The sequence below is a fragment of the Pseudoalteromonas luteoviolacea genome (genome assembly GCF_018100925.1).
In the GTDB taxonomy this organism is placed as follows: Bacteria; Pseudomonadota; Gammaproteobacteria; order Enterobacterales; family Alteromonadaceae; genus Pseudoalteromonas; species Pseudoalteromonas obscura.
Map to the genome: position 1 here is coordinate 226,135 of NZ_JAGJEH010000002.1, position 16,350 is coordinate 242,484.

Below are 16,350 nucleotides of genomic sequence, written 5' to 3' on the forward strand. Positions count from 1 at the left end.
GTAGTTTGACTAAATATCTCAATCTTTGAGCCAAGCTTTCAAATAGCGCGAGGACAAAAAAACCAGCTTTCGCTGGTTTTTTCTTATACTAATCGCACTTAATAAATGACTGTTTAGTCACACTTATTTTTTCTTCCACTTCGCATTATCAGGTAAAGATTTAGGTGGCACTTTAACTTGAATTAGCGAAGGGCTATCTAAGTTCTCAAGAGCTCCTAGAATTGCGTTATTGAGTTCTTCATAGGTGTTGACAGTCCAACCCTTACATCCAAATACGTCTGCGAGCTTACAATAGTCCCACTGGTGCAAAATACAAGATTCGAAAAATGGCTGATCACTTGAAAAAATTTCTGCATCGTACAGCCATTGTTCAACGCCATATACGCCGTTATCCATCACAAATATAATGGGGTTGAGCTTAAACCTTGTTTGTGTAGATAGGCATTGTGGTGTCATTTGAAAACCACCATCCCCTGAGAAAACAAACACGCGCTGGTGGTCTTTTTTCGCAAGGCTCATGCCCGTTGCAGCAGGTCCAATATAGCCAATGGATGAGTACGTTGGCTGCGCGACAAATCCTCTCGGGGTACCTACTTTTAACAGTAGACTACCAAAAAAGTTTAAGCTGGCGTCACTACCTATCAACACATTGTCATTTATGTACTCTTTATCTTGGATATAGTCGTAAAAACCCTGATATGTGATGGAACCACTCAGGCTTTCGCAGATATTTGGTACATCGCAGGGGATTGCACACGATGGCAAGTCACTCAAAGGTTGCAGGGTGAGCGCTTCAATAAAATTGGCCAGTGGTACTTGTGGCACAAAATAAGTACCTAGTTTTACAGTGTCCCAAGCAACCAACGCTGTTTTGTCGTAGTCGACGGTTTGGCCAAGGGAGTTAATATCCGAAAGCCATACACCTAGCCCCAAAATAAAGTCGGATTCTTCTACTAACTCTTGAGTGATCGCAGAAGAAGCCTGGCCGTCGAATACACCAGCAAAAAGTGGGTCATTTTCTGAGAATACCGCTTTACTGATGAGTTCGGTTACATAGGGGAGGTTCAGTTTTCTGATCAATGCATTTGCTTGATCATGAAGTCCCATTCGATCTACTTCAGCGCCAAGCCACACAATTGGCCGCTTGGCCCCTGCCAGCGACTGCTGAATTTTGTCAACGGCTTTGTCAACGTTATCTTGCAGTGGGATAGGCGTAAGCGGTACTAGTTTGCCAACAGGAGCTGCACAGGGCTGCTCAACCATATCTTCTAGCAGCTCAATATAAGCTGGCCTTTTTTGTGAGATACATTCAGTTAAGGCATAGTCAATTAACCTAGGTGCCAGCTCTGGGTTGTCCAATTTAATGGCGGCTGCCGTGATATTTTTGTAAATATTTAAATCAGTTTCACCGTCTATCATATGGTGATATGTAAACCCGGTTTGTTGCGCTGTCAGGCGCTTCTGAATACTTGGTGCTCCATTGATGACGACCACAGGTATACGTTCTGCGTAAGAAGCGGCAACGGCATTGACGGCACTTAAGGTACCTGCTGAATATGTGAAACACATAGCGCCAATGCCTTTCAATCTGGCATAACCATCAGCGGCGTACCCTGCGTTTAGCTCGTTGACCTCTTCGACTAATTCGATACTACTGGGCTCAATATGTTTGTTGATCCACTCAATTGTGTAATCACCTGCGATAGAGAATAAGTGGCCGAGCCCTAGCTCTTCTAGCCGTTGAGTTAAATATTGTCCTACTGTGTATTGTGTATCCATGCTGATCCACCTATAAAATGAGTTAACATCAAACTTTGTTAGTATTCACTAGCGCCATCAAACAGTCTGGGTAAGTAAATATCGAAAATGGCTGGGCATTGCCGTGTCGGGAATTTGTGTAGCATAAACTCTTTGAATGCCTCATTCTTAAGTCCATCTGCAATTGCTTGTTTAGCGGCAATGAGATACTTAAGGTTTTCGGTAACTTCTTTTTTATCTGCTGGAGCGCCGTGACCGGGCAAAAACAGTTCGTAATCTGATATCAGCATATCTTCATACTGCTCCATCCAGTGGTCGAGGTATTTAGTCAGGTATAAATGTGTGCCGCTATATATTAAATCTTGTGCAATGAATACGCCTAAATCAGGTAACTTTAAGGTAATACCATAATCAATTTCAGTATCTATGATCCGTTCGATTACATATTTAACGCCATCGATAATTTCAACGCCTGGATACACAGCATGTTGTGGGATCACAACCTTTTCAGGTGCTAAATCACCTAATTTCCCCATGTGATCTTCACGAGATTCCTCCCCGTGCTCTTTGAGGAACTCAATGGTTTCTGGCAGCGTGTAAATTTCTACATCCGCAAAAGCATCACCAAGACCAAACCAATGATCAGGGTGGCGATGGGATAAATATAATCTTTCAATGGGTTTTTTTAAGCTGTCGGCATACTCACGGAATTTTTTCGCATATGGGCTTAAAAACTGACCATCAATGAGCACCAGTACATTTTCGCTCTCTATGATATGCGTGGCATTGGCGATGTTGTCGCCTTCGTAAGAGGAGATAAAAGTATGGATTTTCACCTGACCAGATTGCTTAACGACAATCTTAATAGGGTTAGTGATCGGTATGTTCATGGCATTTACTCGCTGTAAAAGATAAAAGTGACAAAACACCGTTGCCCGGTGCTTTGCGTCAGCTGAAAGAGTGCAGCAGTGGTATGTTTCAGATTAATACTGTATGAGGTAATTGAGCTGCCAAAGGGTATCGCAGAAGTATCGGAGTTGATTGAAATTGCTTTACATGGGCGTAAAAGCGAACCTTTGTAAAGCATATCGAGTGACTGAGTTTTATTCATTTCAACGTCCATTTTCAGTTTTTACCACGTCCTAAAAGCGTTTTTAGCGATGCTTTTTGGCAAAATACGTCTTTGATTAAGTGTTTAAACGACCACCAGTTTAGTACTGGTGGCTGTCGGTCAGTTCAAATCTTCAGGGCATTTCGCAAATCAATGGCAATAGCAACTGACACATAACTCCAAGTTAAGTGCTCTGCACTGGTCATAAACCCATCGTAGCGACTGAATTGCTCGGATAAAGATGTTTCTTCTCCGGCATGGATTTGTATCCGTCTCAGGTAGGCATCACCTAAAGCTTTTAAACCGACAATAATTGTTTTGAAGGTCTTGGTGCGACTGCTAAAACATTCGCCTGTTTCAAGTTTGCAGTCTGTATCGACAAGTTTTACTGCAAGTGTTAACTGGCCAAGATTGTATTTATTGATTTCAATGTTTTTCTGCTCAGTGAATAAGGCGGCAGCTTTGTAACAAATACTGCTCAGAGAGGCGGTGCACAAAAACCAAGGATTGCCTTGCCCAAGTGGTGCGCTGCCTGCATATTTGTCTTCAGGGTAACGCCCAATACCCGGCGCGATAGGATCTCCAGACGTGGTGCTTTCAAGCGAATTTATTGAATAAAGAGGATCAAATGCTTGATGCAGTGCATAAGCGGTTGCCAGTACTTTATCTTCGTGTGGGTTTATAAATGGATGAGAATCAGACAGTGCTTGGCAAATACCTAAGGTTGTTGCGACATCAAGATTAGATGCTTTGTAGTCCAAGCCACCAACACGATTTAAAGTTGTTAAATAATGACTTTTTTCTTCGCTCCAAAAATCATCCATTGCGCTCTCAATGAGTGAAGCTTGTTGATTGTAGTAATCAGCAGCACCTGGATCATTGAGTATGTTGGCAAGGTCAGCGCCTTCTCGCAAAGCGGTTCGCTGGAGCATGCGAGTATAGAAGTGTGTACCGTCAACTTCTTCCCATAAATCAAAACAAGGGTCTTGCCAGTGATTAGCAACGAAGTCTAAGTCAGCCTTGATAATGCTAAATGACGGTTCTTTTGAATCATAAAGGGTACCAGTTACGTAGTCTTTCTCACCATTTTTTAGCAGGATATTTGCCCAGCGAGTAATGGTGAGTGCACGTTGTGCAGGCCCATCATTTTGCGGCCTTCCCCAGGGCCCATTAAACGCTTGTCCAGTGACGTAAAACTTAGGTTCGCCGAGACTGTTGCTGACAGTTGGAGTGGTTTGGTTGATCTTAGTAAACTCAACATAATCAATCATCATGTCGTAGTATTTGTCTTTAAAGTTTCTATGGTCCAGCCCATTTAGTTTAGCAATTTCGCTCATGGTGCGGGCTGCATCTCTTACCCAATGGTAGTAATAGTTAGGATTCGTGCGCGAAGGGGAAGCTAAAACAGCACCGCGCTCTCCGTCGTCAGGTGAAATATTAGAGATCATTCTCTCCAATACGTGTTGTCTGGCTGTTTTCGTCCATTTATCAAGGGACTGAGCATCGATAGATGTAAGGTATTCTTGCTCTGTTTTGAGCAGTGTATTCGTTTGAGTTGTCATAAGTGTTCCAAGAATAAGTCTGTTTACTGTCTCGGAATGTCGGTGTGAGAATTCAAACATACAACCTAGTTCATTCACTAACTGTCTCACATTAGCAATCCGTTGTAGTCGCACTAAGTGCATCAGAAAGTATATACACAAAAAATTGCTGACTGCTTAAATATTTTGATTTTTTTAACAAGTTATTAATTTAATAAGAAAAACACAAATGTTTCAGAAATGGCTTTTAATACCTAAAAGTGATCTTGAGTTTTTGCACTTAAAGCCTGTTTTTATCTACATATTTACTTATTTTAGAGACCTTTTTCTGCTATTTAGACATTGTTGGTTTGATGTTGTTTAATTTTTAATTGCATTTATTTTTTATCTGCTACACTGAATTTTAGCTTAAATGTTAATGCTGTTGTTAATGAAATAGGACGGGGACGCTTGAATGAGTGAAGCAAATTCAACAATAGAGCAAATAACACCTGAGCAGGCAGTTCAAAACTCAAACAGTGGTAAATATGATGCAGTGATCATCGGCTCAGGGATAAGCGGTGCAATTGCCGCAAAAGAACTTACCGCCAAAGGCTTTCAAGTTTTAGTACTTGAAGCTGCACCGGCAAAAAGCCTAAGTTACGACGGCTTTAAGCAGTATCTCTCAAATTACTATGCCAATTCCTCAAAAGATAATAATGCGCCATATCCGGCAAACCCGAATGCACCGATGCCTAGATCGACAGATGTCAGCAAGCTCTATTTGGGGCAGACTAGTTCAAAAGGCTATATGGTGCAAAATGGACCATTGGCGCTAGACAGCACGTATACGCGTGTTACCGGTGGCACAACCATGCACTGGGAGGCCAAGATCCTGCGTATGTTACCGGATGACTTTTCAATTAAAACCAAGTATGGCGTAGGCCTAGACTGGCCAATTAAGTATGAAGATTTGATGCCCTACTATCGAATGGCTGAGCGTGAAATAGGCGTGTCGGCCAACGTGGAAGAGCAGGGTTTTTATGGCATCAAATATGAAAAAGACTATGTGTATCCCATGTACGGGCTGCCGCCATCTTACCTTGATCAAGTGGTAGCCAAGGGTATTGATGGTGCTGAGTTTGAGCTGTTTGGTGAGACCCATACGGTAAAAGTTAGACCTTTCCCCCAAGGTCGAAATGGCATTCCAAATGAGCGCTATCAAAGCGGTTCAGGGTTCAAGCCGGTCGGCGCAGTTGGTGCGGTTCAAGTGGAACAAGGTGGTCGATGTCAAGGCAATAACAATTGCGTTCCTATTTGCCCTGTTCAAGCCAAATATGATGCACGTAAAACGTTATTTGATGCGGCAAAAACCGGAAAAATGGACTTTTTGCCACAAGCGGTCGCCAGTAAGGTGGTCGTGAGCAAGCATGACAACAACATAAGCCACATTGAATTTAAACACTATACAAAAACAAGCTCGCCTGAGCATACGCTTGGTCAGGTTTGCGCAAGAACTTTTATCTTAGCGACCAATGCAGTGGAGAATGCCCGACTGATGTTGGCTTCAGGCCTACCTAGTTCGAGTGGATTGATGGGGAAAAATTTAATGGACCATACATATCTACTTGCTTGGGGGTTGCTACCAGAAGCCGCTGGAACTATGCGGGGTACGAAATGTACTTCAGGTATTGCTGATTTCAGATATGGTACAAGCCGCGCGAAACAAGCCCCATTTGGCGTCGACATTCACAATGACGGGTGGGGTTGGGCTACAGGCTCGCCTTTCTCTGATATTGAAACCTTGGTGGATACGCAAAATAAGTTTGGAAAGGAGCTTCGTCAAAGTACCGTCGACAGAGTCTCAAATCAATTATTGTTTGCGTATATGGTTGAGCAAGCTGCTGATGAAAGTAATCGGATCACGGTCGATCCAGAATACAAAGATGCGCTCGGTAATATGCGGCCCATCGTCAACTACAACTTATCTGATTATTCAAAAGCGGGCATTGCATATGCGCGTGAAACCTCAAAAGTGTTCTTTCAACGTTTAGGTGCGCAGGACTTTTCTAGTTACTCATTACTTGACTATGGCTCCTTTCAATATCAAGGGGAGAGCTATTATTTTCGAGGTGGCAATCACTTTTCAGGTACGCATGTTATGGGGACAAGCGCTGAAAACTCAGTTGTGAATGAGCACCAGCAATCTTGGGACCACAATAACTTATATCTTATCGGTTCAGGAAGTATGCCCAGTATTGGCACGTCAAACACCACACTAACGCTTGCTGCGTTGTGCTTCAAAACGATGGAATATCTAGTTGCGGAACTTGGCAGTTATCAAGTGGATGTCGTGTCTGATACGACGTTTAAAACTGTGAAAGGAGCCAGTCAATGAGCGAGCGCATAGTAAACACAATAGAAGATTTATATCAGATGCTAGATGCGGCTATTCAATTAGAGCATGCGACGATACCACCTTATTTGACTGCGCTATACAGCATTTACCCTGAGGCTAATCTAGAAGCAACAGCGACCATACGCGCTGTACTTGTCGAAGAAATGCTACATATGACGCTATCTGCTAATGTGCTAAATGCACTGGGGCGACATCCCAATTTACTCAGCGATGGGTTTGTTCCTACGTTTCCAACTTATTTGCCCGATGGCGAACGAGATTTCCAAGTTTCAATTAGCTGTTTTTCAGCTGACACGCTAGAGACGTTTTTGAAAATTGAGCGGCCAGGGATGTCTCAGAAACACTCGCAAAGTGGGGGACCTAAAGGGTGTGTTACCAGAGCGGATCATAGCAAATTTAACCTCGATGCAATTAAACCACTTAAGTCTTCAACATATAGCTTTTACAGCATAGGTGACTTTTATGATGCCATTATAGAAGGCATTGAGTTTTTAGAAGCGCAAGCCAACGAATGTGGAGAAACCATATTTGTAGGTGATCCCAAGTTTCAAGTATCTAATAAATACTATTACTCTGGTGGTGGGAGTGTCGTTGAAGTTACGGATAAAGCTTCTGCCATCAGCGCGTTGAAGCTGGTTATTGAACAGGGTGAAGGGCTGTCAAAAGAGATTTTTGACTCCGAGGGTGAGATTTCCCACTACTACCGATTTGAACAACTTAAGTTCGGCCGCTATTACCAACTCGGGGATGAGCCGGGTAAACCGACAGGGCCAAAATTTGATGTGGACTACGATAAGGTCTATCCAATCAAATCGAACCCCAAGTTAGCGGATTTCCCCGACAATTCAGCATTATTAAAAGCAGCACAGGACTTCAATCAAAATTATAGAAAGTTTTTGGTGACTATTAATGCAGCGTTTAGCGGTCAGCAAAACCTATTACTTGGCGCAGTATGTGGCATGTTTAAATTAAAAGAGTACGCCAGTCAATTGATCCGCAACCCGATACCAACTAATCCGCAATTGCACGCTGGTCCCACTTTTGAAATTGAAGAAGGGATGACAGGCAGCGCTAGTAGATCGCAAACAGTAACTCCGGGATACCATGAGCGTAAGGAAGCCGTGCAATGAATAATCAACAGCACCAAGTTAGTCAATTTACTGAGTTATCGGGCGCACTGACGGATTTTAATGCATTTGCGTTACATGGTACGGGTCAAGTACAAAATTACTTCCAAACACTCAACGATATTGTTGGCAAGGGTATCGTTGAACAATTACTAAATGTATTTGAAGTTGTTTATGAGAGTGCGTGTGACGAACAGGGGTTTAACACGGGCATTAGACAGCAAATTTTGGGTGATGTGAAGTTGGGCCCGGTAGCACGCAATATCATAAAACTTTGGTATACGGGAACTTGGTACCAGTTGCCTCACGCATGGCGAGAAACCTTTGGTAAAAGTGAGCATGACGTTACTTTTTTTGTTAGCTCAGCAGCGTATACAGAAGGGTTATTGTGGCAAGCCATTGATGCAAATCCTTCCGGTGCCAAGGGGCCTGGGTATGGTTCGTGGAGTGACGCGCCAAGGATCAACTTCGACAACCGCTGGCAGTTTGTAAAGCAGCACTAATTGAAACTTGCATAAATGTAAGTGTTTACTTCGTTTATGCCATCAACAGGATGTTTAAAATGAGCAGACAAACAATGTTTCCAAAGGGCGCGGTAAAATTTGGTATTACTCCTACTGGGTGGGTCAATGACGACTTTCTAGATATTGATACCGGTATCCCATTTGAGCAAATCGTCAGTGAGATGGCACTGGCGGGGTTTGAAGGGTGTAGTCGAGGGCATAAGTACCCAAGCGATGCAGCTATCTTAAAGCGTGCGCTAGATATGCGTGGATTGGTCATCTCAGAGCCGTGGGTAAGCACTTACTTTACAATAAATGACATGAAAGAGCAGACTTTTAAGAGCTTTGAGCAAGAAATTCAGTTTTTGAAAGAAATGCAAAGTGGTGATTTGGTATTGGCAGAACTCGGTGGTTCGTCTCACCAACAGCCTATTGCTCTGGTACCTAATGCGCCCAAATTTAGTGATGAGCAATGGCGCAAATTGGCTGACGGTCTAAATGAGTTGGGTCACAAAGCCAATTGTCATGGTGTAAAAATGTGTTATCACCATCACATGGGAACAGGCGTAATGACAATGGATGAAATAGCACGTTTCGCGGAGCTCACTGATCCTGACTGTGTTCATTTTTGTTTGGATACAGGTCATTTATTTTTTGCAGGTGGTGACAACTTGGAGTTTATTAGACTTTATGGTGACAGAATCAGACATGTTCATTTGAAAAATATTCGCAAAGAAGTAATGGATTACAGTTTAGTGAATGACTTGTCTTTTAAAGAAGCGATTTTAAAAGGTGTATTCACAGTACCAGGGGATCCTGCTGGTTGTTTGGATTTTAAAGAAATTCTGCAAGCGCTTGCTGACAAACAGTTTGAAGGTTGGCTCATTGTTGAGGCAGAGCAAAACCCTGCTGTTGCAACGCCATTGCTGTATGCGCAAATGGCACGTAAATACCTCGAGGAAGTGACAGGCCTTTGAAGAGAGGGATGACCAAATGCAGCACAATACCGATATGTACTTCAGCTTCTTTATGTTTGGTTCAAACTTCTCAATAGAAGATGATACATTTTTAGATCAAGCCATGGTACACATTCGCAGGTTGGTTGAAATGGGTTACACGGGGTTTGAGTTTCACCCTGGCCGTGAAGATACAACTGCCTATGCATTTTCGACGTATGAAGCGGAGCTCAACGCCTATAAGGCCTTTAGAAGGCGCATGGACGAAGAAGGGTTTGCCCACATTAAGGTCGCAACGAATGTAGGTGCGACGACACAGTATGATCCGAGTTCTGCGGATCCAGCTGTGCGTCATGCTGGAATTGAATATCTAAAATCTCGTGTCGACATAACAGCCGCGCTGGGCGGTCAAATCATGATGGGCCCCATGGTGATCCCCTATGGTGGATTTGTTTTTAAAGCGCCGAATGGCGAAGCAGTATGGAGTGATGACTTGCAAGATGAGTTGGCCGTGCGTTATAAAACGGCGCAACAAAGTTTTATCGAGTTAGGTCAATATGCATCTTCTAAAGGGGTAAAATTGGCTATTGAGCCGATAAGCCATTGGGAGACGCCGGGGCCTAACAAGTTGGCACAATTGATCGCTTTTTTAGATGGAATTGATGATCCGACAGTAGGTGTGGTGCTTGATAGCGCCCAAGAGACTTTAGATGGGGATGGTCCAGAGGTCTTTGCACAGCAAATTAACTATATTGCTGACCAAGGTCGCCTGCACTATGCGCAAGCGTCTCCACCAGATAGAGGTGATTTGGTAACTTGCTGGTTGCCTTGGGAAGAGATATTTACTCCTATTTTATCGCGTTTCAATGGCCCCATTGCAGTAGAGATATTTAATGCTGTAGGCGCGTTTGATCAGGGACTCCGATTGACCAGAAGAAAGTTTTGGATACCTGAGGTTGATCAGCCCAATCAATACCCAGATGCTTATCAAGTCGCTAAGCAAGCTTTTGATTTTACGCAAAGTAAACTAGCAAACATCCGCAAGAAATTGAATTTAAACCAGTGTAAATAGGGGCGCTTAGATTTTAATTTATTTGCCAATTAGTAGAAGTGACAATTTACGTCACTTCTTTATATCTACTTAACAAAAGTCTCTTGTTGGTTTTGTTGGTGGAATAGTACAGCAATCGTCGACCGATAGCGTAATGCACATGGTGGCTGAAGCGCCACCACCAACTGCAGGTGTATTAGCCTGTGCTAAAACTTTGTCATTAAGTGATAGTGTTTTTAACTTAGATTTTTTAAGTTTTATATTCTTCATCATATAACTCCTTTATGAATGTCAGCCACAATGCTGAGAATCAAAATTACCATAAAATTCAATTCTGTGAATAAATTATCTTTGCTTTTGCGTCGTAAATACTGGTTTATTTGATTTGAAGCATAAAATAGCGGTTTGAGGAGCAAAATTGGAAGTAGGGAAGGTATCGTTATAAGTCTGATTTGCGCTGTTGTGAAGTAAATGAGCAAATGTAAGCGACGCCCACAACGGGGCGGCGCAAAATGAGGTCAAACTGATAGCGTTATCTCATCCAAAGCAGTGCCCACTGAGAACCATTGGGTTCTTTGCCGTAACTACAAATTGCGGACCCAGAAGATTGTGGCTTGTAGGTGCCTCGTGCAACCCAACAATATGGTGCGAGAATATCACCTTGCCAACCTACTGTAGAGTCGGCGACATTGCCACCAAGGTAGGCAGTGCCAACACACCCTTCATAAACGGTTGCACCCGGCTCCAATGATGTTGTACAGCTTGGCTTGTCTGAGTTTTTAGGCATTTTTTCAACACGATCTGACGCCCCCCAGTTGTAACGAACCAGTTCAAGTTCCCTTGCTGTGAAATTTTGTCCATAGACGCTGTAGCCATCCGTACAATTTGTTGTTGAGCAGCTAACTTGCTCTTTTGCGTCAGAGAAAACGCTCAAATCACCTTTATAAAGCCAGAGTCTTGTTACATTGTTTGGGTCGGTTTCAGGGGTATCTCCATATTCTTCAATGCGGTGTATTCCTCCTGGCTGTAGGCGTGGATAGCTACCAACTAGCGTCCACCCACCGCCATCTCTGGTCATATCACAATACACGCTTAACTTATCACCGGCATAGGTGCTTATCTCATAAACCCCATCACCTTGGCTTAGCCCTGCATCAAGAATATCTCGACAGCTTGTGGCAGTGTTTGGCTGTAGTGCCGTTAAGGTCCAGTCACCTTTATTGCCGTTGGCGGCGAACCAAGTTCCACTGTAAGTCCCTTGAGCGTCTACATTACCCAAAAAGTATTGAGTATTTGAAGGCACTTTATTTGACAGTTTGAACTCAATAACATTGCCGTCTTGTGCCGTTGTTCCTGATAGAAATTGAGCACTAGTTTGTGCCATAAAATGAGATTTGTCCCCTAACAATGTGATCTCTTGCGTTGAACCTGACTCAATGACACCGTTATGTAAGTTATCAGTCGTGAGAACATAATTGCCCTCAATTGTCTGGTTGGCAAAAACAAAGTGGCTCGCTAGCAAGGAAGTAACAGAGAGTGCTAGTAATTTCATATATGTCCTTTGGGTATGTTTGTTCTAAAAATGGCGCAGAGCTGTTTACGATCAATTTCAGCTTTATATTGTCATCTGTTGTGGTTTTTTCAGTACAACTGACTCTTTCTGGAATAATATATTTATTATCTAGAAATTAATTCATAATCTATCTTGGACGTACTTTTTCAACTTGCACTTGATCTTTCACGGAAAACTCACCATCCAGCATACGTTGCCACTGCTTTTGCAATTCGCCTGAGCTTTTTAATTTTTTTAGGCCGCGATTGAAACTTTCTTTGGTTGCAGCACTGTTAGCTCGTACCTTTGGAAATAGAATGTGTGCTTGGTATTCTAAAAACGGTTTGGGGTGGGCTTTAATTTCTCTAGCCTGTTGTTGAGAAAAGTGTTGTTCAAGTAGCGCATGCATAGCTATTTCGCTAAGCAAGATCATATCAACTCGCTCATTAAGTAGCATGTTTAAACTGAGTTGATCATTGCTCACCATTATGACATCCAAATCATCTTGATTTATAGCTTGATGGAATTCGGGTATATACTCATAACCGAGTATTGCGCCAATACGATATGGCTGTAAATCGCGAATTGTCTGCCATTTGGGAAGTGGTGTATCTTTTCTAAAAAACAACTTCAGTGTGCCTTGATAGACTGGATCGCTACAGTAAAAGTCTTGCTGGTATTGCGGCTCACAAACCCAGTAAGAAGCCATATCAAATTGTCCCAGCTTTGCGGATTGAAAGCTGCGTTTCCAAGGTAAGTATACAAAATCAATCTGCTTTCCTTGTGAAGACATAGCAAGGCGAATGATGTGATTGACAAACCCATCGTCAGCCAATTGGCTACCTGTAAATGGCGGATAGTTGCCAGTTGCGACAAGAAGGTGGTTTTCGCTGGATTTAATCTGAAAAGACAAAAAAATTAATAAGACGTAGAGTTTGAACATAATCGCAGCTTAAAAAATAACCTTTGCATATCTATGCAAGTTTAGTTCATAACTACGGTGTGGATATCATACGTTAATTCTGACCCCGTCAAGATACGTGTTTAAATAGCTGTCTAAATTAGTGTTACGTCAATAGTGGTGTTTTTTAACGTGTTAAAAAGTAATACTTTTTTTCAAAAAAAACTACAGCATATGTTTCTTATGGTCATACTTTCTAATAGCCGCAGACTAGGAGAGAAGGCCGACATGTAAGACTGTTATGCAATATAGTGTCATCCTATGAGAGAAGTTAAGAAAGTTAACCACAGCCTATTAACAAAATCTGTGGATAGAAATAGCTCTTTTGGTGCGAAGTGGGTTGCGCAATTGAAGAGCGCTGATACATTAATCTCGTTATTTATTAGGCCATTTTGCAAGCTAAAGCGCTTTTTCGCCCCAAATAGTGGACATTGCCTTATTGGTTGCGTTGGGGTTGTGATGAGATAGAGTTTTTATTTACGTTACCTAGGTCTACTCTAATGAGGCATTGATCCCAAACGGTAAGTGTTTAAAGTAGAGCATGCGGTGGCATACTCTACTATTAGCGCTAGTTTATAAGCCAAGATTGGTTTTGCTGGCTGACGTCTAGCTCCCAGCTATACACTAAAGGCTCCTTCGTTGTACTGTAAAACCAAATTTCTGCTTTGAGTTTTTGCTCAGCATGAGGCAGTTGGATCTGAGCTGAAAAACCATTGCTATCGAGTGGGGCGCGTAAAAAGCAGTTGTCTGCATTGGTAATGCTCTCTCCCTGTTTGCAGATATTAACAAATGCGCGTTCACTAACTAAGTTTTCGCCAAGGGTGACCTGTAAAGGTAAACTGCTTCTAAAATCAAACGACTGATCTACTTCCATACTTCCGATCCCCTCTCCCTGGTTCATTGCACTTGCATTGTCGTTAACTTGTGCGCTGTCTGGAGCAGTTGACTCACCGTTTGCTTTTGTAGGTGTTGAAGTCGTCGTATTCGATGCGATTGATGCAGTTGAGTTGCCTTGTCCTTCTGTGCCACCAGAACCGCCGCCGCATGCCGTCAATGTAAAAGTCATTAAAGTGATGATGAACTTGTTCATGGTTTACTCCTAGTTTTGAGCTGCGTTATTAATGGTGTACTGGTAATTAGCCACAGGGTTTTCAAACCAAGTCACATTTCTCTCACCAGCAGAAGAGGCAAATTCTACAAACTCTGGGTATGCAATGGACATGTCGACTCTTTCTTTAGGGTGTTGCCAATCTGTGTTGATGATTAAAGCCCAAGGTAAGCCATTGGCTGTTTGAAAATGACCATTGGTTGTAGATGTATCATCGCCTTGATCCAAGTAGCTGTTGTCAAATGCTTCTGTTGGGCTTTGATTCTTTAAATGTACTTCCCATCCACGACCATTATTTGAGTCTACATAAGGACCATGATAGTGACCGTTCACGGCAAATATAAAAGGGTCTAGCTTATCTACCGTTGCAATACTTGCGTTGTAACTTGTAGAGAGCGGCAGTGTTAATTCGAACGGAATAGGCGAGCGCTGGATGTCGCTGCAACCTTCTTCGGTTCTAAAGAATTTACACCCTTCCTGAGTGGGTACCATGTCTCTTGTATCTGTGAAAATGACAGTGATAGCTTCATTGCGGTTGGCTTCAAGCGGGCTATGTTGTGCGGTAGAGCCATCAATTGTCAGTTGTAACTCAGACTCTTTTACATGGCTGCGAGCAATATCTTTGAAGCGGATTGCAAATGCATTGTGGTATCCTGCGCCTACAGCCATAAGTGCACCTTCTACTTTATATTGAACAACCTGACTACCAATTTGACCTGTGGTCGTTCTATATCTGACAACAACATCATTGAAATCGTAGTCACCGGTTTGCGGCCATAGGTCTTCAAATGCAGCTGTTTGCCATGCGGTTGTTGATTCAATCAAGCTGCTCGCAACTACGCTTACTGCAATATCTTCTACCTCACCATTGCCAACACCACCGGTTGGTGCGATGTCACTGTTGTTTGATACTCTAAAGCGTGCCCATGTGTTGCCTTCAACAGCATCAACCGGGACAGGCACTAATACACGATTTTCACCGGCTACACCTGAAAATTCGCTGATAATGCGTTCAGATGATTGGAATTGACCATCTTGATTCCAATCTATCCACGCATTGACAAACCCGTTAGTTGACAGAGTGAATGAAATCAGTGCGTCATACCCAGTTTCAATACTTGTAACAAAGCTCACTCCATTGTCGTCATCTTGCGCTTTTGGTAAAAGTTCCGCGCTGACACTGTCACCAAAGTAGAGGTCACCTACGCTGTGGCGGGCACCGTTTTCGTTCAATGATGTACCATAGCTGTCTGGCGCATCGCCATAATCCAATGTGGGCTCTTCGCCTTCGTCAATGATGGGGGCGGTTGCACAGCGCGCACCGTCATTAGTATTTGAAATTGGGCCATAAGCAAACAACTGTGTATCTGACGGGTCTTCAATGTTTACTCGGTAAATATGACCGTCTTGATTACGGCTAATGTAAAAGTTGTTCTCAACATCAAAGTAGACTGCGCCAAAAGTGCCTGATTGGCCGACGTTACCAAGGGAACTGCTAGCGCCTGTGGCGACATTAATACGATGTAAGTTCCCGTTGCTGTCCACACTATATGCAAGACCTGTTTCACCGTTTGGTGCAAATGCCATATCAAAGATGTTTAAATTGAGCGCGCTACCATTAATCACGCGTGTGGCTTGCAGGTAGTCGTTGCTGTTTTCGTCCAAAGACACACGATATAAGCCATACGAACCTCCTTTTCTATACACATAGTAGGCATTTTCATGGATAGCGACGTCACCGACATAGAAGTTGGTATCAGGAAACCCAATTGTGTTGAGTGGTTCCAGAGTATAATCCTTCCCGACTCGGCCTATGTCTTTTCGGCTGTAGTCCCATCCGTACAAGTATCTGTCGTGGAGACTAAAGCCAAAACCGTTTAACTTGTCATTGGTTCCTACACTTTGAGCAAATTCACTGTAAGAACCTGAAACTAAATTGACGCCGTAAATAGAGGCTGTATTGCCTTGCACTAAGAACGCTTTTGACGGGCAAGTATCGAAAGGGGTGGCACTGGCACCTGCCGACAGCAAGCATAAGCTGAGTAATCTGTATTTCATGTTTCTCTCCAACATATAAATTAGCTATGATTGAGTTTGCAATCGAGATGCCAAAGTTAAAATATTGAATTTAAAGTTGTTTTTTATTTTTTTGAAATGAGATTGCAACTTGCGATGCGGTTTAAAAACTGAGAGTAGCATTTTGATAAAAATGAAATGCACCATGAAAAATGGCTAGGGTATTAAAAATCATACAGAATATTTTTAGTTGACGTCTTTGTGGATT

Annotated in this window: 13 protein-coding genes; 5 read left to right on the forward strand and 8 right to left on the reverse strand. The window is 42.8% G+C overall.

Features of this window, described 5'->3' with window-relative positions:
• Positions 1-123 precede the first annotated feature (123 nt).
• The 3 genes from J8M00_RS03945 to J8M00_RS03955 form a co-directional block, all read right to left on the reverse strand.
• Complete coding sequence (locus J8M00_RS03945; protein ID WP_211009042.1) at positions 124-1,779, reverse strand: alpha-keto acid decarboxylase family protein; 1,656 nt, start codon at positions 1,777-1,779, stop codon at positions 124-126.
• A 38-nt stretch (positions 1,780-1,817) separates the two neighbouring features.
• The gene (locus tag J8M00_RS03950; RefSeq protein ID WP_211009043.1) at positions 1,818-2,648 is read right to left on the reverse strand and encodes an MBL fold metallo-hydrolase; all 831 of its coding nucleotides are present in this window, start codon (positions 2,646-2,648) and stop codon (positions 1,818-1,820) included.
• 346 nt (positions 2,649-2,994) lie between these two features.
• Positions 2,995-4,431, reverse strand: a complete 1,437-nt coding sequence (locus tag J8M00_RS03955) for a glycoside hydrolase family 15 protein (protein WP_211009044.1) — start codon at positions 4,429-4,431, stop codon at positions 2,995-2,997.
• Positions 4,432-4,864: 433 nt separating this feature from the next.
• On the opposite strand from J8M00_RS03955, the gene J8M00_RS03960 reads away from it, so the two are divergent.
• Genes J8M00_RS03960 through J8M00_RS03980 form a run of 5 tightly spaced genes read left to right on the forward strand, consistent with a single transcriptional unit; the run spans position 4,865 to position 10,466 of the window.
• Entirely contained in the window at positions 4,865-6,787 is a 1,923-nt protein-coding gene (locus J8M00_RS03960; protein WP_211009045.1) for a GMC oxidoreductase, read from the forward strand.
• Positions 6,784-7,938, forward strand: a complete 1,155-nt coding sequence (locus tag J8M00_RS03965; protein WP_211009046.1) for a ferritin-like domain-containing protein — start codon at positions 6,784-6,786, stop codon at positions 7,936-7,938. The genes J8M00_RS03960 and J8M00_RS03965 overlap by 4 nt, the downstream gene beginning before the upstream one ends.
• Entirely contained in the window at positions 7,935-8,438 is a 504-nt protein-coding gene (locus tag J8M00_RS03970; protein WP_211009047.1) for a hypothetical protein, read from the forward strand. Before J8M00_RS03965 ends, J8M00_RS03970 begins: the two co-directional genes overlap by 4 nt.
• 59 nt (positions 8,439-8,497) lie before the next feature.
• A complete protein-coding gene (gene iolE / locus J8M00_RS03975; RefSeq protein ID WP_211009048.1) occupies positions 8,498-9,415 on the forward strand; it encodes a myo-inosose-2 dehydratase in 918 nt (305 codons plus the stop codon).
• A gap of 16 nt (positions 9,416-9,431) precedes the next feature.
• Positions 9,432-10,466, forward strand: a complete 1,035-nt coding sequence (locus tag J8M00_RS03980; protein WP_211009049.1) for a sugar phosphate isomerase/epimerase family protein — start codon at positions 9,432-9,434, stop codon at positions 10,464-10,466.
• 69 nt (positions 10,467-10,535) lie between these two features.
• On the opposite strand, the gene J8M00_RS03985 is transcribed toward J8M00_RS03980, so the two are convergent.
• From J8M00_RS03985 to J8M00_RS04005, 5 genes are all read right to left on the reverse strand, one after another.
• Complete coding sequence (locus J8M00_RS03985) at positions 10,536-10,718, reverse strand: hypothetical protein (protein WP_211009050.1); 183 nt, start codon at positions 10,716-10,718, stop codon at positions 10,536-10,538.
• A 259-nt stretch (positions 10,719-10,977) separates the two neighbouring features.
• A complete protein-coding gene (locus J8M00_RS03990) occupies positions 10,978-11,997 on the reverse strand; it encodes a fibrinogen-like YCDxxxxGGGW domain-containing protein (RefSeq protein WP_211009051.1) in 1,020 nt (339 codons plus the stop codon).
• Positions 11,998-12,145: 148 nt separating this feature from the next.
• Positions 12,146-12,940: a substrate-binding periplasmic protein gene (locus tag J8M00_RS03995; protein WP_211009052.1), complete on the reverse strand. Its 795-nt coding sequence runs from the start codon at positions 12,938-12,940 to the stop codon at positions 12,146-12,148.
• A gap of 586 nt (positions 12,941-13,526) precedes the next feature.
• Positions 13,527-14,048 carry a hypothetical protein gene (locus J8M00_RS04000; RefSeq protein ID WP_211009053.1) on the reverse strand — a complete coding sequence of 174 codons (522 nt, stop codon included), beginning with the start codon at positions 14,046-14,048 and terminating at the stop codon, positions 13,527-13,529.
• A gap of 9 nt (positions 14,049-14,057) precedes the next feature.
• Positions 14,058-16,124: an LruC domain-containing protein gene (locus J8M00_RS04005; RefSeq protein ID WP_211009054.1), complete on the reverse strand. Its 2,067-nt coding sequence runs from the start codon at positions 16,122-16,124 to the stop codon at positions 14,058-14,060.
• Positions 16,125-16,350: the final 226 nt, after the last annotated feature.